Consider the following 19,110-nt stretch of genomic DNA (forward strand, 5'->3'; position numbering starts at 1 on the left):
AATTCACTTGATAGTCTTTCATGTCGTCGCGAAGTTTCGCTTTTAAAAACTTACCGACAGACGTTTTCGGAATTTCACGTACGAAGACGATATCGTCTGGAAGCCACCATTTTGCTACGTGCTGTGCTAAAAATGCGTTTAATTCCTCTTTTACCGTCTCATCATACTCTTCACGTAATACGACACAAGCGAGTGGACGCTCTTGCCATTTGACGTGTGGAATCGCAATAACGGCCGCTTCAAATACCGCTTCATGAGCCATTAACGCATTTTCTAAATCTACTGATGAAATCCATTCACCACCAGATTTAATTAAATCTTTCGTGCGGTCGGTAATTTTAATATAGCCTTGTGGCGTACGTACCGCGATATCCCCCGTATATAACCAACCATCTTTAAACGCATCTAACGTGCGCTCATCTTGATAATATTCGCTCGAAATCCACGGTCCACGAACGCGTAACTCACCCATCGTTTGACCGTCCGCTGGTACAACGCCATCTTCATTGACGATTTCTGTTTCAATGAGTGGCACCGTTAGCCCTTGTGTCGATAACGCTTTAATTTTATCTGCCTCGTCCCACGTATCCATTTCTGACGTTAATGATGCGACCGATACGATTGGCGACGTTTCCGTCATGCCGTAAACCGTTTTATACGGAATGTTGTATTCTTTCTCATATTTTTGAATCAGTGCAGGTGGTGTTGCTGAACCGCCTGCAGCGACCATTTCTAACGACGATAAATCACGTGGGTTTTTGTCTAACGACTCGCTTACGCCAAGCCAAATCGTCGGTACACCTGCCGTTACAGTGACACGTTCTTGCTCGATGAAGTCGATTAAAATGTCATTCGTAAAGTTCGGCCCAGGTAATACGAGTTTCGCGCCAAAGTTTACAGATGCGTATGGGATACCCCATGCATTTGCGTGGAACATCGGCACGACTGGTAACGTGACAGAACGCTCTGAAATGCCGAATGAATCACGTAATCCTAAATTAATTGAATGTAATACGAGCCCACGATGCGTATAAATGACTCCTTTCGGATAACCTGTCGTTGCAGATGTGTAGCACATCGCAGCCGGTGTTTGTTCATCTAAATCATCTGGGAACTCGAAATCTGAAGGTGCTGCCGCTAACAACGTTTCATAATCATATACGTTCGCAAACGTCGTTTCTGGCACTTCACCTGTGTCGCTCATGACGACGATATGTTTCACGCTCGGTAAATTTGGCAGTAGTCGCTCAATCGTTTCAAATAAATCAATGTCGACTAATAAAATTTCATCTTGTGCATGATTCACAATATATTCGATATGTTCATCAGCTAGACGAATGTTAATCATATGTAGTACCGCGCCTGTGCATGGTACTGCAAAATATGCTTCTAAATGACGATGTTGATTCCATGCGAAGCTGCCGACTTTCATCCCTTTTTGCATACCTAACTGTTGTAATGCTGCTGCAAGTTTACGCGTACGTACCGCAAAATCTTTGTACGTTAAACGATGCGTTTTTGTCGCAGACGTACGCGACACGATTTCTTTATGGCCAAAATACGTTTCTGCTCGTTTGACAAAGCCTGTTAAAACAAGTTGTGTATCCATCATATTGATCATCCCCTTTTCCATATGCACAAGACTTCCAAATCCTGTTAAAAACATTGTATATAAAACGACTCGACAAATCTATATATTTTAGAAAATTTTTAATTTTAATAGCATTTTCATTTACTTATATAGAAAATTTAAGTTTTATATATTAGACCGTTTGACATGTATATAAAAAAGGGAACAACTTACTAGACTAGAAAAGAGGAAGTGAGTCGATAATGGAACGTTATTTTGTCGTTGAAAATGCAGTACGATTGAAAGATCGCGTTGATCTATTGTTGCAGTCAGGTGTAAAACGTGAAGATATTTATTTGTTTGCTCGCTACGAGGAACGTGCGGAAGATATCGCCAAAACATTACATATTTCACAAGTCGGCGTTTCCGAACAGGGCGTTTTGCAATCTGTTAAAAATTTATTTACGTCGCGCGATTATGAGCTACGTGCGCAAATGATGTCGCTCGGCATTAGCGAAGAAGAAGCGAAGCAGTTAGACATTCCACTCGATGAAGGTAAACTCGTCGCGATTATTAAACATTAAAAAAGAGCCGCCCGCTATTTGGGTGGCTCTTTTTCATTGATTATGAAGCTGTACGGTTTAGCTTACGATCTAGTTTTTCTAACATATCAACAGTCATTTTATCTAAGTCATATTGCGCTTTGAAACCCCATTCGGCTTTTGCTGCTGAATCGTCTAAAGAGTTTGGCCAGCTATCTGCAATTGCTTGACGGACAGGATCTACGTCGTAATCCATCGTAAAGTTCGGCATGACACGTTGAATAGAAGCAGCGATTTGTTCTGGTGTGAAGCTCATCGCTGTAATGTTGAACGCATTGCGGTGAATAAGTTTGTCGCTATCTGCTTCCATTAAATCAACGATCGCTTGCAATGCATCTGGCATGTACATCATATCCATATACGTACCTTCTGCAATATAAGACGTATATTTACCTTCTAATACGGCTTTGTAATAAATGTCGACCGCATAGTCTGTCGTACCACCACCAGGAGGCGTTACGTTTGAAATTAAGCCTGGGAAGCGGACGCCGCGTGTATCAACACCGAAGCGTTCATAATAGTAATCGCATAATAATTCACCCGCTACTTTATTAACACCGTACATCGTCGTTGGACGTTGCAATGTATCTTGTGGCGTATTGTCTTTCGGTGTTGATGGACCGAATGCACCGATTGAACTTGGTGTGAAAAATTGTAAGTTTAGTTTTCGAGCTGTTTCAAGTGCGTTCATCAAACCACCCATATTTAAGTTCCATGCAAATACAGGGTTTTGCTCAGCAGTTGCAGAAAGAAGCGCTGCCATATGCATTAACGTGTCTGCTCCGAAAGCTTTCGCAATGTCATACATGCGGTCAGCATCCATGACATCAAGTACTTCAAACGGCCCCGAAGAAGTTACCGGTTTACGGATATCTGTCGCAAGAACGTTTTCTGTCCCGTAGATTGCACGTAACTTTTCTACTAACTCTGAACCAATTTGACCACAAGCACCTGTTATCATGATTTTCTTCATTTCTACGTCCTCCTCTTACAGCTTACAATTGTATTTTTCAGAAATACACTTTTAAAATAAAAACATTTGTGTTTTCTAGATGTACAATAAATATGTTACAAACGCTGTTTTATCAATGTTTTTTGTTGAATTTATTATATAATGTATCATTCAAGAAAACAATATGTGTATTTCTAAAAAACACATCTCCCAAAAGACATGAGTCGTCCTTGATATTAAACAGACAATTTAGAAACGTCTAAAAATAGCGGTACAATAGGAAAGATAGCGTTTTCTAATACCGTCCATGAATGTTCACATTTTAGACACATTTATATTTTTTTGTACAAAAAAACAGCCCGAGTAATGCTTGAGCTGTCGTTGTCATCAATTAACGGTTTTCCATCCATTCTGGTTTACCGAAACCTTTGAAATCTGAATCGATCACTTTTTCAAATTCAGCTGATTCTACAACTTCTTTTAAGTCTTTCGCCAGTTGAGAATTTTCGTCCGCTTCACGTACTGCTACGACGTTACGGAATTTATCCGGCATGTTTTCTAAAAATACCGCATCTTGTAAATCTAAATCTGCTGCTAACGCGAAGTTACCTGGTACACCTGCTAAATCTGTCGTTTCAACAGCGCGCGGAAGACCAGCTGCTTCAATTTCTTTGAACACTAAGTTTTTCGGATTTTTCGTTACGTCTTTAATAGAAGCTGTTAATGGATCTACATCCTTGCTTACTTCAATTAATCCTTGTTCTTGTAATGATTGCAACGTACGTGCTTCATTTGATGGGTCATTCGCAAGTGCGATTGTCGCGCCATCTGGAATATCTTTTACTGATTTATATTTATCAGAGAAGAAGCCCATCGGAGCAGTTGGTACGATAATAAGTGCTTTTAATTTCGTACCGTTTTCTTTGTTGAAGTTGTTTAAGTATACAGAGTGTTGGAAAAGGTTCGCATCAATTGCGCCTGAATCTAACGCTTTATCTGGTTGAATGTAATCGCTAAATTCTTTTACAGTTACTTTGTAACCTTTGTCTTCTAATGCAGGCACGATTGCTTTGTTTAACATATCGCTATAAGGGCCTGCTGTTGCGCCAATCGTAATGTCTTTTGATGTCGTTTCTTTCGCTGTGTCTTTTTTGTCATCGCTACCACAAGCGGCAAGTGCTGCTGTGACGACTACTAACAATAATGCTACGAGCCATTTTTTCATTCGTAAATCCCCCTATTTTTTATTGACTGCTTTCGCAATCGTATCGCCCGCAATTTGTACGACTTGGACGATAATAATTAAAATCACGATCGTGGCAATCATAATCGTATTGTCGTAACGGTAGTAACCGAAGCGAATCGCTAAGTCCCCTACACCACCGCCGCCGATCGTACCTGCCATTGCAGAGTACGCGATTAAGCTAATGATCGTCATTGTAATTCCTTGAATGATGCCTGATTTTGCTTCTGGTAATAATACTTCTTTAATGATGAGCCAAGGTGATGCACCTGCCGCAATCGCTGCTTCGATGACCCCTTTGCTCACTTCTTTTAATGATGTTTCAACGAGACGTGCGAAAAATGGAATCGCTGCGACTGATAAAGAAACACTTACCGCAAGCGGCCCTGTCGTATCCGTTAATAATACTTTCGTTAATGGAATGAGTGCGACAAGTAAAATGATGTACGGAATTGAACGAATGAAGTTGGCGATAAAGCCAAATACATTGTTTACGAGGCGGTTCATTTTTTTGCCGAAGCTACGAACAGCGAAGAGCTCGCGACTCGTAATAAATAGTAATAATCCTAGCGGTAAACCGATAATCATCGCAACGATTACCGAAATGCCTACCATTAGTAACGTTTGTCCGAATGCTGTCCAAATGTCTGGCAACATCGATACGAAGTGTTCGAAATCAAACATATTATTGCACCTCCACTGTTACGCCGCGCGATTCCATATACGTCGTCGCGCGGTGAATATCTGCATCGTCACCGATCAGTTCCATAATGAAAATGCCGAGTGGACGTTCTTGTATGTACTCGATTGTTCCGTGAAGGAAGTTGCCGCGTACTTCGAATTGTTGCAACATATCTGAAATAACGCTTTGACCAGCGATATTCCCTTTGAACAACACTTTGACGATTGTTCCTGTAAACTGCTGCATAATATGTGCTGGGATGTCGAACGATACGACGCTTCCGATAAATTCTTGTGTTAATGGCTTTTGTGGATTCGCAAAAATGTCGTACACACTGCCTGATTCAACGACACGTCCATGTTGCATAATTGCCATGCGGTCACAAATGTCTTTCACGACTTCCATCTCATGTGTAATGAGTACAATCGTAATGCCGAGTTCACGGTTAATTTGCTTCAACAATTTTAAAATTTGTGTCGTTGTTGTCGGATCGAGTGCGGACGTTGCTTCATCACAAAGCAGTACGGTCGGTTCGTTCGCCAGTGCTCTAGCAATACCGACACGCTGCTTTTGACCACCTGATAACTGTCCTGGATAAACGTCTTTTTTATCTGATAAACCGACCATCGTCAACAATTCATTAATACGTGCGTCAAACTTACTTTTCGGCACACCCGCTGCCTTTAACGAAAATGCGATATTTTCGCCGACTGTTTTTTGATCAATCAAATAAAAATGTTGAAAAATCATGCCGATTTTCAAACGTGCTTGGCGTAACGCCTTTCCTTTTAACGTCATTAAATTTTGTCCATCGACTAAAATTTCTCCACTCGTCGGTTGTTCTAATAAATTGATACAACGTAGCAATGAACTTTTTCCTGCACCTGAATAACCGACAATCCCGAAAATTTCACCATCTTCAATCGTCAAATTGACTTGATCGACACCAATGATTTGTTTGCGCTTTGCTTTATATACTTTTGACATATTTTTAATTTCAATCATCTGCATAACCTCATATTTCCCAAAATAAAAAGACGTCTTTCACTGAAAGACGTCCTATGTGTAAACGTATTTATCTTTCAGAAATGAATTCTGTAGGAATTAGCACCTTCCCATATTGGGGGTTGCTGGACATCGTCGGGCCTAATCCCTCCGTCGCTCTTGATAAATCCTAGTTATTCGGTTGTTTTTATGTTGAAATTAATATTATTGCTTTTTAAGTAATATGTCAACGAATTTTCAGAAAAAAATTAATTTTTCAACATATCTGCATATAAATCTGCACGACGGTCGTCATATACCGGAATACGCGTACGTACTTCATCGACTTTATCGAAATCAACGTCGACAATTGCTAATTCTTCATCTGGTTGACCCGTCCATAATACTTCACCCCACGGTTCAATAACCATTGATGAACCGTTGAAGTTTTCAGGTTTGTAGCTCGTACGGTTAACCGCTACGATGAAGCATTGGTTTTCGATAGCACGCGCTTGTAATAACGTTTTCCAATGATCGATACGCTCTGTCGGCCATTGCGCAGACACGAAAATGACTTTCGCGCCTTTTATCGCGTGCAAACGAAGCCATTCTGGGAAACGAATGTCGTAGCAAATAACGCCTGCCGCATCTAAGTCCCCGAGTTTAAAATTATTTTGGCCACTACCAGCCGATAAATATAAATGCTCGTCCATTAAACGGAATAAATGCGCTTTATCGTATTCACCGACTTGTTCACCTTCGTTATTAAAGACGAGCATCGTATTGTAAAATTCATCGCCTTTTTTTGTTGAGACAGAGCCACCGACGATATGAATATGTAGTTCACGCGCTAAGTTGCTTAAAAATTGTTTCGTACGTGCACCGTCTCGGTCTGCTAAATCTTCAAGTTTTTTTAATGCGTAGCTTGAATTCCACATTTCGGGCAATACGACAAGCTCTGCACCTTTCGCATGTGCTTCACGAATCAGTTCTTCAACACGTGCAAAGTTTTTCTCGACATTACCTGTTGCGACTTTAAATTGGATACATCCTAATTTCATTCCGACACCACCTATAGACATTTTTCTGAAAAAGTACTAACATGAGATTAATTTTCAGAATATTCCTTTCTATTATACAATAGATTGTTTTCGGGGGCACTTACATGAAACTATCAAAAAAAATGAACGCACTACCAGAACAATTTTTCGCGAAATTATCACACAACGTCGCACAAGCGATGGCAGAAGGACGCGACGTCATTAACCTCGGACAAGGCAATCCAGATCGTCCGACACCGACTCATATTATCGAAGCGATGCAACAAGCTACCGCAGATGCTAGCATGCACAAATATTCACCATTTCGTGGTACAGTAGAATTAAAAGAAGCGATCGCGACATTTTACAAACGTGAATATAACGTCGATATTGATCCCGCAACAGAAGTCGCTGTGTTATTCGGCGCAAAAGCAGGGCTTGTAGAACTGCCACTCGTCCTACTTGATGATGGTGATACGATGCTTTTACCTGACCCGGGATATCCAGATTATTTATCAGGTGTGGCACTGGCCAATATTCAATTTGAGACGATGCCATTAGTCGCTGAAAATGCGTTTTTACCAGATTATTCAGTGCTAACAGATGCACAAAAACAAGCTGCAAAATTGCTATATATCAACTATCCGAACAACCCGACAGGCGCTGTCGCAACACCTGCATTTTTTGAAGAAACGGTACAATTTGCGCGCGACAACGATATTGCTGTCATGCATGATTTCGCTTACGGTTCACTCGGCTTTGATAGTGTGAAACCACCGAGCTTTTTACAAACACCGGGCGCAAAAGATGTCGGCGTTGAATTTTACACGTTATCTAAAACGTACAACATGGCCGGTTGGCGCGTCGGTTTTGCTGTCGGAAATGCGGACATCATTGAAGGATTGAACTTAATTCAAGACCACTTGTATTGCAGTTTATTCCCCGCGATTCAACATGCCGCTGCCGTCGCACTTACATCACCACAAGACTGCGTCGCGGAACAACTGGCGATTTATGAAAAACGTCGCAACACATTAAAAGCCACTGCTGAAAAAATCGGTTGGCATATCGACGTGCCCGCAGGTAGCTTTTTCGCGTGGTTACCCGTTCCAACCGGCATGACGAGCAGCGAATTTGCGGATTTATTGCTTGAAAAAGCAGATGTCGCTGTCGCAGATGGTAACGGCTTCGGTCCACACGGTGAAGGATATGTGCGTGTCGGATTACTCGTCGACGATTCACGTATTGAAGAAGCAATGAACCGCATCGCCACACTTAACTTATTTTAAGAGGTGACATTTTGATTATTATTGCACTCGTCATTAGTGCGTTTATTGGTTTTCTTAGTATTTCGATGCAACGCTATTTACTCAATCAAATGAGCAAACAAGACCAAAAGAAAACGATTTTCGTATTTGGTTTCGGCACGACGCTTGGCGTTTTTTTAGCGATTATGATTATGTTCCGCTTGAAGTTACCAGTAAGTAGCTTCGTTGAATTTATCATTCAAATCGTCCTCGTACTCGTCGTCGCGCTCGTATTCGGTAAAGTGATGAACATCCTTGCGCCGAAAAAGTATAAAGAACTCAAAGCAAAAGAACGCAACTAAAAAAGAGGCCTCGCGCATATGCGAAGCCTCTTTTCCGTATGATTAAATAACGCCTAGCTCTTTACCGACACGCTCATAAATCGCAATCGCTTCATCAAGCATCTCTTTCGTATGCGCCGCTGTTGGCATGTTACGCACGCGACCTGTACCTTTTGGAACGGTCGGGAAAACGATTGATTTAGCATAAACGCCTTCTTCAATTAAACGTTTTGAAAATTGTTGTGTTAACGTTTCATCACCGATAATACATGGCGTAATCGGCGTTTCAGAATGACCGATATTAAAGCCTAATTGTTGAAGACCCGCTTTTAAATAGTCCCCATTTTCCCATAGTCGGTCATGCAGTTCTGTAGAGTCGATAATCATTTGAACAGCTGCTGTAATCGCCGCAACGTCTGCTGGTGGTAACGCTGTAGAGAATAGGAATGGACGTGAACGCACTTTTAACCAGTCAATCACATTTTGTTTCCCTGCTACGTAACCGCCGACAACACCGATTGCTTTTGAAAGCGTACCGATTTGGAAGTCGATGTCGTTTTGTAGGCCAAAATGTTTCACAGTCCCTTTCCCTTTACCGGTCACACCTGAACCGTGTGCATCGTCGACGTACGTAATTAAATCAAACTCTTTTGCAATCTCAACGATTTCAGGAAGCTTCGCGATGTCGCCGTCCATTGAAAATACACCGTCTGTAATGACCATTACTTTATTGTAAAGACCCGATTCTGTTGCTTCTTTCGCTTTTTGGCGAAGGTCGTCCATATCTGAGTGATTGTAAGCGATAATTTTCGCTTTTGATAAACGACAACCGTCAATAATAGATGCGTGATTTAGCTGATCTGATAAAATCGCATCGTTTTTGTCCATAACTGCTGAAATGGCCGCCATATTACAGTTAAAGCCTGATTGATAACTAATTGCCGCTTCTGTTCCTTTGAACTCTGCTAACTTTTCTTCGAGCTTCACGTGGAGGTCGAGCGTTCCGTTAATCGTACGAACAGCCCCTGCCCCGACGCCATATGTATCGATCGTTTGTTGTGCAATTTTTTTCAATTCATCGTTCGTTGCTAATCCTAAGTAGTTGTTTGATGATAAGTTAATGAGCTGTTTGCCACGAATCGTAATGATCGGTCCATTAGCACCTTCTACTGGATCAATTTCATTGTATAAACCTTGTTGTTTTAACGCTTCTAAGTTTTCATTGACGAATGTATTTAAAATGTTTGACACACGAATCATCCTTTCTCTTTCAATTGCACTCATTTTAACATACTTTTCTGACAATGTTCTTTTCATATGTACATTTTTTATAAAACTTTAAAATATGTTAATTTAAAAGCTACATTTGTATTTTTCAGAAAAACACAAAAACACGCCGCAATGTGCGACGTGTTGGAATGGATGGTTATCGTGTCCACTTCGGACCTTTTCCTTTCCCGTTATTAGTACCTTTTCCTTTGTTTGGATTCGCTTGTTTAAACAACACTTCATACGTGAAGTTCACCGGTTTTAAATCGCCTGGTTTTGCTGCATAAGAAGTAATCATTTTCGTATTTCCTTCTTTCAGCATGTTGTTTATTTGCAACGCTTTTTGCGCCGTTACATCGTACGGATTTACTTGTTCGACTTTCGTTTTACCATTTTTCTTCGTTTGGATAAACGTCGTTAAAAACTTTACGTAATCTTTATTAATCGCTGATAACGTTTGAAGCCCTTCTGTCGAATCACCTGCAATATGAACGTTCGCTTCATTAATGCGAATGTCTTTCACGTACCAACCTTTTTGCTCTGAACCCCAGTCCGTTAAATAGCGGAACGATACGAGCACTTTTTGACCTTTGTATTGTTCTAATGAGAATGCTTCATTTTGCCAGCCATCAACAGTACCCGTAAAGCCTGGTACGTTATCTTTAATTTTCGGGTAACCTTGTGGATCTACGTCGTTACGCGTATTAATATTTGATAAACTTTCCCACGTTTCGCCGTTATCTGTCGATACTTGGACGACGCCGTAATCCCACGCTTCTTCGATATCATACAAGTTTTGGAACGTTAATGTTGGCGCTGTCGCATTCGTTAAGTCCGCTTCAAAAATCATTTCATGGTCGGCTTCTGAACCGTCACCGCCCCATAATACTTTTCCTTGTCCAGTTACTGGGTCTGTAACAGGTGCCCATTGTAACGGTAAGAAATCGCTACCGTTGAAACGAAGGCCTCGTACATCTTTCGTAAAGTCGAACGATTTAAAATCGCCACCCCACGCTGGAACGCCTTCTTTTTCATACGTTTTTGCAGATTCAAAATCGACTGTTTTGCCACGTTTCGTACCTTTATTATCAATAGTAATATCACGTAAATCGATGCTATCGATATCGTATTTCGCATCGACTGATTTGTCATCGAGCGCAACAGCTGTCATAAAGTTTTGATACGTTTCGGTAAAGTTCGTACCGCGTTCTTTCAACGCTTTATCAACGCTTTCCATTCCTTGTAATTCACCGTCTAATGCGATTTCTTTAATGAAATCGTGGCCGAATTTATCGTATAAATATTGCGTAAATAAATACACTTGGCCGTAGTCGGCAATCGTTTCAGGGCCGGTTACAGCTGTCGCATGTTCGTCCCAGTTCACAAGTGAATTTTCAGGGTGATCTAAGAAGAAGTTAATTGAGCTTTCCGGTGCACCGTAGCCACCGAGGTATTCAGAAAATGTAGAGAACCCTTCATTTAGCCATGATTCTTCTGATGAGTCATGGTCCGCTTGAATTAAATGTTGTAACTCATGAATCGTCGTGCCATAAAACGTATCTTCTAAGCGCGTTTCCCAATTGTTCGTATCGATTGTGACGATATTACGATTAATGTAGTTTTCAATCGTTTGCCAATAGAAACCAGCTACGAAAAATGGATAGTCTGGATTGTTCCAGCCTTCATCTTGCACATTATCAACGAGTAAAATGACTTTATCTGAGCCTTCATAATAATTTTTCGGTAAGCCTACGAGACTTGGTAACGTCGCATTCGAACCGTCTAACTGATCGGGTGTGCCGAAGAAATCCGTTACTTTCGGGTAAATATTGCTTTCAAATTCATCACGCAATTTGTCCACTTGCGATTGCGTCACGACGTCTGCTGGTTTCGGATTGTTCGGGCCATATGCTAAATCATGTGCTACCCAAATTTCTACGTTATCGCCCACACTACGAAGCGTAAAATCTTTTAAGGATAAGTCATTCGTTAAAAACTTTTTCGTACCGCCATCGTACGTAAAGTCACTATCGTTATCAGACGTTGCCGCTTGTTTTGCCGCAGAAGCTTGCGCCTTTAAACGGTCTTTTAATTTCGCATTAAAATCTTCATCTTTCGATAACTTGTCTAAATATGGATCAATTGAAATCGTATCGCCATATTTTTCAGTATTGAAATTTTGTACTGACTTATCCACAGGTGCTGCATCTGCTATTGTCGGTGCTACGAGTGAAGTTAATAATGCACCTGCCATTAATAATGAACGCCATTTTTTGTTTTTCTGCACATAAAGCCCACCTTTCAGTTCGTTTTCTGCCTCTCTAGCTTAACATGTTTGAATTTTCAGAAAAATATGTAAATTTTCGTTTCTTTTCAACATTTTTTATAATTCTTTCGATAGACGAAATATTCTGACTTTTAGTTGTAAAGTTATCCACATGTGGATAACTTTTCTGAGCAAGTGGGTTGATTTACTTGTAAATAACGTTCCCACTTTGTAAACATTTCGCCAGTGTTTTTTGGCAAAGTGGTAAGAAAAACTGAATAACAGGGCCTAATACGAATACCATAATGACTGTACCGATACCGATTGGACCACCCATTGCAAAACCGAGGCCTGCCGCAAATACTTCCATTAGCGTACGTGCAACGGTAATACTAAATTTTAATTTATCGACCATAATCAGCATTAAGCTGTCACGTGGACCAGCGCCTAAGTTTGCCGATACGTAAATCGCACAACCTGCACCAATCAGTACAGTTCCTGCGACGAAATAAACACCTTGTAATAACATACCTTCTACATCTGTTGGTAAGATGTTGTTAAATACGTCAATGAAAACACCCGTTACGAGCATGTTACAAAACGTACCGATGCGTGGTAGTTGTTTTAAAATAAGCGCTGTTAAAATAATAATCGTTAACCCGACGATAATTGACCAAGTACCGACTGATAAACCGAAGTGATAAAACAGCCCCATATGGAATACGTCCCATGAACCGAGACCGTAGTTTTTTCCACGAATTGTTAATGCGACACCAAGTCCGATGACCATTAAGCCGATGACGAAAAATAGCCAACGCATTGCGTAATCTCTTTTCATTCGATAGCCTTCTTTCTATTTTTGAACATATAAAAAAAGACAATGAAAAAGGTTTCCCTTCATCACAGTCTTTTGAATCGTCTAAACTGCAACTCGACAATTGTATCAAACGATGACTTAAATTTCAACGGTGATATCGACAATTTCCGCCTTTGCAGCTTCGACTAAATGTTCAGGTTTTAAGCATAATTGCATGCCACGTTTTCCCGCACTCACGAGCACTTCATCTACTAATTCAACATCGCGATCAATGTATGTTGGATAATGCTTTTTCATGCCAATTGGCGAACAGCCGCCACGAATGTAGCCTGTGTTTGCTAGCAAATCTTTAACATGAAGCATTTCAATTTTCTTCTCATGTACGGCTTTAGCAGCTTTTTTCAAATCGAGTTCCTTCGCAACCGGAATGACAAATACGTAAAGTTGCCCTTTAGTTGATTTCGCCACGAGTGTTTTAAACACCTTTTCCACAGGCTGGCCAACTTCACGCGCAGCTGTTACACCATCTAAATGGTCTTCATTCACTTCGTACTCTTGCAAAGCATAAGGGATTTTTTGCTGATCTAGCAAACGCACCGCATTCGTTTTTTGAATTTTTTGCTTACCCAAAATCGTACACTTCCTTCATTCAAACTAAGCACTTTGATAAAAGATTGGCTCATCCATTCGGAATCCACTCCGAGCCATTTGTGCTTGGAACTGATAGCACGCCGTCGCTTTTTCAAATAAGCGATTGTGAAATGCTTGTTTTACATTCATTTGTGTTTGTGGTTTTTCCACAACGTCCCCTGTTTTTTCAATCGATTGCGCGACGTCTGTATGCGTAGAAGAAACGACTGGCTGTGCGATAGAAGGCGCAGCAAATGATGCTTCCGCTACCGGCGTTTGATCTTGGTCGATGGTCATTTGTGCTGACGGCTTTTCTTCGCGTGTTTGTGACAATGCACCATTCACTTCACGCTCTTTTTTGCCAGTCAATAAATCGACGAGTTGTTCTAACGCTGGATTAGACATCGGTTGAAAATATTGTGCATTTTTCTTATATGCTTCATCTGCGTTTTTTTGTTTTAACGCGCGTTTACGGTTTTCAATTTCCGCATAGCGGTTGTTCAGTAGTGCTGCTAATTTCATATCGTCCACCTCTTTCTACTATCCAGATATTGCTTACATCTTATCATTTATTGAAAAAAAAGTGTTTAAGCTATGCCTTTTTTAATCGTTATTATTATTAAATAGCCCTTTTAGTGCATCTGCAAACGCATTGTTTAGAGGCTCTTCTTCCTTATTTTGTTGCTTCATATATTTATTCACATCACGTTTTGAAACTTTAGTCTTACTTGATTCTTTTTTACGTTTTTCAAACGCTGATAGTTTTTCACGATAACCACATTTACATGTGAACGTACGGCCTTCACCTTCACCGCGTAATTCTAATTTTTTATGACAAGTCGGACAGCGTGCATTCGTTAGCTGTGACACTTTTTTCTTATAGCCACATTCGCGGTCTTGGCAAATGAGCATTTTCCCACGTTTGCCGTTCACTTCTAACAGTAATTTACCGCAATCTGGGCAACGTTTACCTGTCACGTTATCGTGTTTGAATTTTTGGTCGCTCATTTTAATTTCTTTCACTGATTTCTCAGTAAAGGCGATCATTTTGCCGATAAATTGTTTTTTCTTCGCTTTACCTTGTGCAATTTTTGTCAATTCTTTTTCCCATTCTGCTGTTAACGCTGGTGATTTTAAATCTTCCGGCGCAAGGTCTAGCAGTTGACGCCCTTTTGACGTCGTGAAAATGTCATTGCCTTTTTTCTCAATGACGAACGACTTGAACAGTTTTTCGATAATGTCTGCACGCGTTGCGACCGTACCGATACCGCCTGTTTCATTTAACGTTTGAATTAACTCTTTCGACTCGCCTTGCATAAATTGCGTTGGATTTTCCATCGCCGCAAGGAGCGTTCCTTCGTTAAATGGTGCCGGTGGCTTCGTTTGTCCTGAAGTCATCGCTACTGCGCGTACAGCGATTTTTGCACCTTTTACGTATGTTGGTAATGTCTTCACGTCATCCTCATCTGCACCGTAAACGTTACGCCAGCCAAGGTCACGTACAGTGTTGCCTTTTGCTGTGAATAACTCATTGCCAACTTTTACAGTTACAACTGTTTGGTCATAGACGTAAGGACCATAAAATACTGCTAAGAAACGTTTTACGATTAAATCGTATAGTTTGCGTTCTTTATCTGATAGGTTCGGTAAAATGACCGGTTCTTCTGTTGGGATAATGGCGTGGTGATCCGATACTTTTGCGTCGTTAATGACACCTTTTTGTGCTTGGACAGTTGATTGACGCAATAATAAATTTGCGGCTTGACGAGAATCACCACTTGTCGTCGCTTTAATGCGGTCTTTAAATGTCGATTGAATATCGGCTGTTAAATGTTTTGAATCGGTACGTGGATACGTCACGATTTTATGATGTTCATATAAATGTTGTAGCGTTGATAACGTTTCTTTCGCTGACCAGCTCCAACGTTTATGCGCTTCTTTTTGTAGCTCTGTTAAATCGAACAATGTCGGCGCAAATTTTTTCTTTTGCGTCATTTTCACGTCGACAATTTCCCCTTCGTGCATTGAATCTAACGTTTTTAAAATCGCTTCAATTTTAGCTTTATCGAATGATTGCGCTTGATTCGATGTTGCATCATGCCACGTAAACGTCGTTTGATTCGTTAACGCTTGCATACCGTAATACGTTTTCGGCTTAAAGTTTTTAATTTGTTGCTCACGTTCGTAAATCATCGCAAGTGTTGGTGTTTGTACACGACCGCAAGAAAGCTGTGCGTTATGTTTTACTGTTAAAGCACGCGTTGCGTTAATGCCGACAACCCAATCCGCTTCAGCACGTGCAACGGCCGCTTCATATAATGCATCGTATTTATGACCGTCTTGTAATTTATTGAATCCTTCTTTAATCGCTTTATCTGTCACAGAAGAAATCCATAAACGTTTAATCGGCTTTTTCGATTTTGCTTTCGCTAAAATCCAACGCGCGACAAGTTCTCCTTCACGCCCTGCATCTGTTGCGATAATAACGTTCGTAATATCGCCGCGGTTCAGTAACGTTTTCACCGCATTAAATTGTTTCGTCGTTTGACGAATTGGTACGAGTTTAAATGGTTCTGGCACAATCGGCAGATCCTCCATTTTCCACTCTTTATATTTGTTGTCGTACTGTTCAGGGTCCGCATGTGTCACTAAATGGCCAAGCGCCCACGTCACGACATACTTGTCGCCTTCAAGACAGCCATTTCCTTTTTTCGAGCACTTCAGCACGCGCGCGATATCGCGACCTACTGATGGCTTTTCTGCAATAACTAATGATTTTGCCATATATCTCATTCCTTTCGATTTCTTTATTATAACGGAACACACATTGAAAAAGGAGAAGCAGTGCCGCCCCTCCTTTTAATTAGTCTTCGAAACCGAAAATCTTTTGCTCTTCCGTTTCGTATAGACGACCTAAATTTTCTGTATCGCGGCTAATCGCTAATGTAACGGTAAATTTCACACGTTCATCATCGAGTTCTTCGCGAATTTGTTTCGCTACTTCTACTTGATCTAATTCATATTTTTTCGCATACGCTTTTAAATCTTCAATTTCTTCTTGAACGTCCATTTCATCTTCTTCAAAAACGATCAGTTCTACTTTTGATAATTCTTTTTCAATCATCTCGATCACCTCTTAAGTCGAGTATAACAAAAAAGGCACCGCGCTGTGCGATGCCTAACTGTTACGGTTGATCGATTGTTTCTTTCGGTAAGCTTTGGCTCATCGCGCAATATTTCACGAAGACGCGCGCAAGTTCTTGTAGGCGCTCTTGTACGTCTTGGTCTGTAATATTGTTATCGCGATCAAAGTGACTTGAATGTGTATACACATAGTTTGGTGTCACTAAGCAACGGAAGTAATCAAGAATTGGTTTTAACTGATTTTCAACGACTAAATGGTGTTGATACGTACCGCCATTGGCGACGATTGATACCGGTTTGTAGCGTAACGCTTTCGGATGTAAAAAGTCGAATGCATTTTTTAAGACGCCTGGAATTGAACCTTGGAAAATCGGTGTCGCAAAAATATAACCGTCCGCCGTTTCAATTTTTTTAATCATTTGTTGTAAACCTTCGTTATATTGATCGAATGGACGACCATCGACGATTTCATGTTGATAATCGGCAAACGTTAAAATTTCTAAGTCTAAACTTGCATCAAATTGTTCAATATATGTTTTAACTTGCTCTAAAATAGCACCCGTTTTACGACCAAGCACTGTACCGTCAACAAGCAAAATTTTCATCAAGAAAACCTCCAAAAAGTTCAGTATATAATCGTATTGTACCAATGATTCCTGACGTCAAAAACCCTTTTTTCCCAATTTCAGTCTTTTGAATGAACTAAAGTGCGTGAACGACACCTTTTACGAGACCCGTAAATTTTTTGTTCACTTGTGCTGCGACATCAATTACTTCTTGGTGATTTAACGGTTGATCTAAAATACCAGCCGCCATATTCGTTAAGCAAGAAATGCCAAGGACGCGCATCCCACTATGACGTGCGACGATTGCTTCTGGTACCGTCGACATCCCTGCCGCGTCCGCACCGATTGCACGCATCATACGAATTTCTGCTGGTGTTTCATACGTTGGACCACTCCACCAAGCATACACACCACGTTGTAATTCGAACCCTTGTGCTTGTGCAACATCATTTGCAAGTGCGCGTAAGTCCTTGTCATAGACGTTCGTCATATCTGGGAAACGTGTCCCTAACGCATCGTTATTCGGCCCGATTAATGGATTTTGGCCGGTTAAATTAATATGGTCTTCAATCAGCATTAATTCCCCTGGTTTGAATGACGTATTCACCGCACCACACGCATTTGTCACGATTAACGTTTCAATACCTAACGCTTTCATAACGCGCACTGGAAACGTTACTTCGTCCATCGTAAACCCTTCATAGTAATGGAAACGACCTTTCATCGCTAAAACGGTCTTTCCTTCTAATTCACCGATGACAAGCTCATTCGCATGACCAACTGCACCTGACTTTGCGAATCCTGGAATGTCTGCATATGGAATGACTGTCGCATGTTCAATGTCGTCTGCTAACGTTCCTAATCCTGAACCTAAAATAAGCCCTACTACTGGTTGCACAGATAATTTTTCTTGAATAAATTTCGTCGTTTGTTCGATTTGTTCTACTGTATGCATATGTCTGCTCCGTTCTATTGTTTTACCATTAGTGTACTAAAAGTTCCAAACAGATGCGATTACGAAAGAAATTAATACGGTAACGACGATGCTCTTTAAAAAATCTGGCTTAACCCAAACGAAAGCACATGACGGTAAAAATGCGAGTACGACCGCACAAAACCAATTAACGTCGTTAGCAGATTCATTTACGTTAATTCGTGACAACTTTACGCGTTCCGTAAACGTCTTACATCAAAATGCGTCGTCGTTACATGCGGCTTCTGAAGAAGTAAGTCAAACGAAGGGGCAAATTGAACATATTACGCAAATTTCTGAAGAGAACAATGCTGCCACACAAGAAATTGTGGCAACGCTCACAGAAGAAAATAAATTGATTCACTCGTTAAAAGATAACGCGACGACGTTGAATGAATTAAGCAACAGTTTATTAAAACTATGTAAACAATCATAATTGCATAAAAAGCTGTCCACGATGAAAGATTTTTGGACAGCTTTTTTTCGTATAGCTATGGTACAATGACATCATTGAACAAAAGCGCTATCGAAGGAGAATTTGAATATGGCTACAAAATCAGAAATCGAATATCAAATTTTAGAGCTAAAAAGTGACTACATTCGTCAACAAGGCGATATCGAAAAAATCGAGTCAACTGGTCACCACGATCAATTAGCAAAAGCTGAGCAACGTTTAGTTGATATGGAAAACCAATTAGCTGAACTAAATAAACAGCTTCAAGAACTACAATAACTTTTTACAAATTGACATCTTAAACTCAAGCTCCAAAATACCTCGGTGTTT

20 protein-coding genes and 1 riboswitch are annotated in these 19,110 nt (G+C 40.6%); of the genes, 5 read left to right on the forward strand and 15 right to left on the reverse strand.

Features of this window, described 5'->3' with window-relative positions; translation table 11 throughout:
- The coding region (locus KMHG_RS17335) for a long-chain fatty acid--CoA ligase (RefSeq protein WP_010287176.1) at positions 1 to 1,612 on the reverse strand (1,612 nt) is incomplete at its 3' end.
- 221 nt (positions 1,613 to 1,833) lie between these two features.
- Between KMHG_RS17335 and KMHG_RS03910 the strand changes: the two genes are divergently transcribed.
- On the forward strand, positions 1,834 to 2,154 hold the full coding sequence (locus KMHG_RS03910; RefSeq protein ID WP_010287178.1) for a YflT domain-containing protein: 321 nt from the start codon (positions 1,834 to 1,836) through the stop codon (positions 2,152 to 2,154).
- A gap of 40 nt (positions 2,155 to 2,194) precedes the next feature.
- Here KMHG_RS03910 and KMHG_RS03915 read toward each other — a convergent pair whose 3' ends face one another.
- The 5 genes from KMHG_RS03915 to KMHG_RS03935 all read right to left on the reverse strand — a co-directional run bounded on the left by KMHG_RS03915 (position 2,195) and on the right by KMHG_RS03935 (position 7,094).
- Positions 2,195 to 3,145: an L-threonine 3-dehydrogenase gene (locus KMHG_RS03915; RefSeq protein WP_010287180.1), complete on the reverse strand. Its 951-nt coding sequence runs from the start codon at positions 3,143 to 3,145 to the stop codon at positions 2,195 to 2,197.
- A 370-nt stretch (positions 3,146 to 3,515) separates the two neighbouring features.
- Positions 3,516 to 4,349 (reverse strand): MetQ/NlpA family ABC transporter substrate-binding protein, encoded by an 834-nt coding sequence (locus KMHG_RS03920; protein ID WP_010287181.1) that lies wholly within the window; start codon positions 4,347 to 4,349, stop codon positions 3,516 to 3,518.
- Positions 4,350 to 4,361: 12 nt separating this feature from the next.
- Complete coding sequence (locus KMHG_RS03925; protein ID WP_010287183.1) at positions 4,362 to 5,051, reverse strand: methionine ABC transporter permease; 690 nt, start codon at positions 5,049 to 5,051, stop codon at positions 4,362 to 4,364.
- Between the two features lies 1 nt (position 5,052).
- Positions 5,053 to 6,054: a methionine ABC transporter ATP-binding protein gene (locus KMHG_RS03930; RefSeq protein ID WP_010287184.1), complete on the reverse strand. Its 1,002-nt coding sequence runs from the start codon at positions 6,052 to 6,054 to the stop codon at positions 5,053 to 5,055.
- Between the two features lie 67 nt (positions 6,055 to 6,121).
- Positions 6,122 to 6,223, reverse strand: a riboswitch (SAM riboswitch).
- 79 nt (positions 6,224 to 6,302) lie between these two features.
- Complete coding sequence (locus KMHG_RS03935) at positions 6,303 to 7,094, reverse strand: carbon-nitrogen family hydrolase (protein WP_010287185.1); 792 nt, start codon at positions 7,092 to 7,094, stop codon at positions 6,303 to 6,305.
- 104 nt (positions 7,095 to 7,198) lie between these two features.
- Between KMHG_RS03935 and KMHG_RS03940 the strand changes: the two genes are divergently transcribed.
- Both KMHG_RS03940 and KMHG_RS03945 read left to right on the forward strand, forming a co-directional pair.
- Positions 7,199 to 8,362, forward strand: a complete 1,164-nt coding sequence (locus KMHG_RS03940; protein WP_010287186.1) for a pyridoxal phosphate-dependent aminotransferase — start codon at positions 7,199 to 7,201, stop codon at positions 8,360 to 8,362.
- An 11-nt stretch (positions 8,363 to 8,373) separates the two neighbouring features.
- Positions 8,374 to 8,682 (forward strand): hypothetical protein, encoded by a 309-nt coding sequence (locus KMHG_RS03945; protein WP_010287187.1) that lies wholly within the window; start codon positions 8,374 to 8,376, stop codon positions 8,680 to 8,682.
- 42 nt (positions 8,683 to 8,724) lie between these two features.
- On the opposite strand, the gene KMHG_RS03950 is transcribed toward KMHG_RS03945, so the two are convergent.
- From KMHG_RS03950 to KMHG_RS03990, 9 genes are all read right to left on the reverse strand, one after another.
- Positions 8,725 to 9,921: a glycine C-acetyltransferase gene (locus KMHG_RS03950; protein WP_010287188.1), complete on the reverse strand. Its 1,197-nt coding sequence runs from the start codon at positions 9,919 to 9,921 to the stop codon at positions 8,725 to 8,727.
- A gap of 166 nt (positions 9,922 to 10,087) precedes the next feature.
- Positions 10,088 to 12,217 carry a M6 family metallopeptidase gene (locus tag KMHG_RS03955; RefSeq protein WP_010287192.1) on the reverse strand — a complete coding sequence of 710 codons (2,130 nt, stop codon included), beginning with the start codon at positions 12,215 to 12,217 and terminating at the stop codon, positions 10,088 to 10,090.
- Positions 12,218 to 12,401: 184 nt separating this feature from the next.
- A complete protein-coding gene (locus KMHG_RS03960) occupies positions 12,402 to 13,034 on the reverse strand; it encodes a YczE/YyaS/YitT family protein (RefSeq protein WP_010287195.1) in 633 nt (210 codons plus the stop codon).
- A gap of 117 nt (positions 13,035 to 13,151) precedes the next feature.
- Positions 13,152 to 13,643 (reverse strand): Cys-tRNA(Pro) deacylase, encoded by a 492-nt coding sequence (ybaK, locus tag KMHG_RS03965; RefSeq protein ID WP_010287198.1) that lies wholly within the window; start codon positions 13,641 to 13,643, stop codon positions 13,152 to 13,154.
- A 24-nt stretch (positions 13,644 to 13,667) separates the two neighbouring features.
- Positions 13,668 to 14,165: a hypothetical protein gene (locus KMHG_RS03970; RefSeq protein WP_010287201.1), complete on the reverse strand. Its 498-nt coding sequence runs from the start codon at positions 14,163 to 14,165 to the stop codon at positions 13,668 to 13,670.
- A gap of 81 nt (positions 14,166 to 14,246) precedes the next feature.
- The gene (locus KMHG_RS03975) at positions 14,247 to 16,427 is read right to left on the reverse strand and encodes a DNA topoisomerase III (RefSeq protein ID WP_010287202.1); all 2,181 of its coding nucleotides are present in this window, start codon (positions 16,425 to 16,427) and stop codon (positions 14,247 to 14,249) included.
- A 79-nt stretch (positions 16,428 to 16,506) separates the two neighbouring features.
- On the reverse strand, positions 16,507 to 16,767 hold the full coding sequence (locus KMHG_RS03980; protein ID WP_010287205.1) for a hypothetical protein: 261 nt from the start codon (positions 16,765 to 16,767) through the stop codon (positions 16,507 to 16,509).
- 61 nt (positions 16,768 to 16,828) lie between these two features.
- Positions 16,829 to 17,392, reverse strand: a complete 564-nt coding sequence (locus KMHG_RS03985) for an NADPH-dependent FMN reductase (RefSeq protein ID WP_010287206.1) — start codon at positions 17,390 to 17,392, stop codon at positions 16,829 to 16,831.
- Between the two features lie 97 nt (positions 17,393 to 17,489).
- The gene (locus KMHG_RS03990; protein ID WP_010287207.1) at positions 17,490 to 18,308 is read right to left on the reverse strand and encodes a purine-nucleoside phosphorylase; all 819 of its coding nucleotides are present in this window, start codon (positions 18,306 to 18,308) and stop codon (positions 17,490 to 17,492) included.
- Positions 18,309 to 18,396: 88 nt separating this feature from the next.
- Here KMHG_RS03990 and KMHG_RS03995 point away from each other — a divergent pair, with 88 nt between their 5' ends.
- On the forward strand, positions 18,397 to 18,762 hold the full coding sequence (locus KMHG_RS03995) for a hypothetical protein (protein WP_010287210.1): 366 nt from the start codon (positions 18,397 to 18,399) through the stop codon (positions 18,760 to 18,762).
- A gap of 108 nt (positions 18,763 to 18,870) precedes the next feature.
- A complete protein-coding gene (locus KMHG_RS04000) occupies positions 18,871 to 19,059 on the forward strand; it encodes an SE1832 family protein (RefSeq protein WP_010287212.1) in 189 nt (62 codons plus the stop codon).
- Positions 19,060 to 19,110: the final 51 nt, after the last annotated feature.

Source organism: Kurthia massiliensis (assembly GCF_000285555.1).
Taxonomy (GTDB): Bacteria; Bacillota; Bacilli; order Bacillales_A; family Planococcaceae; genus Kurthia; species Kurthia massiliensis.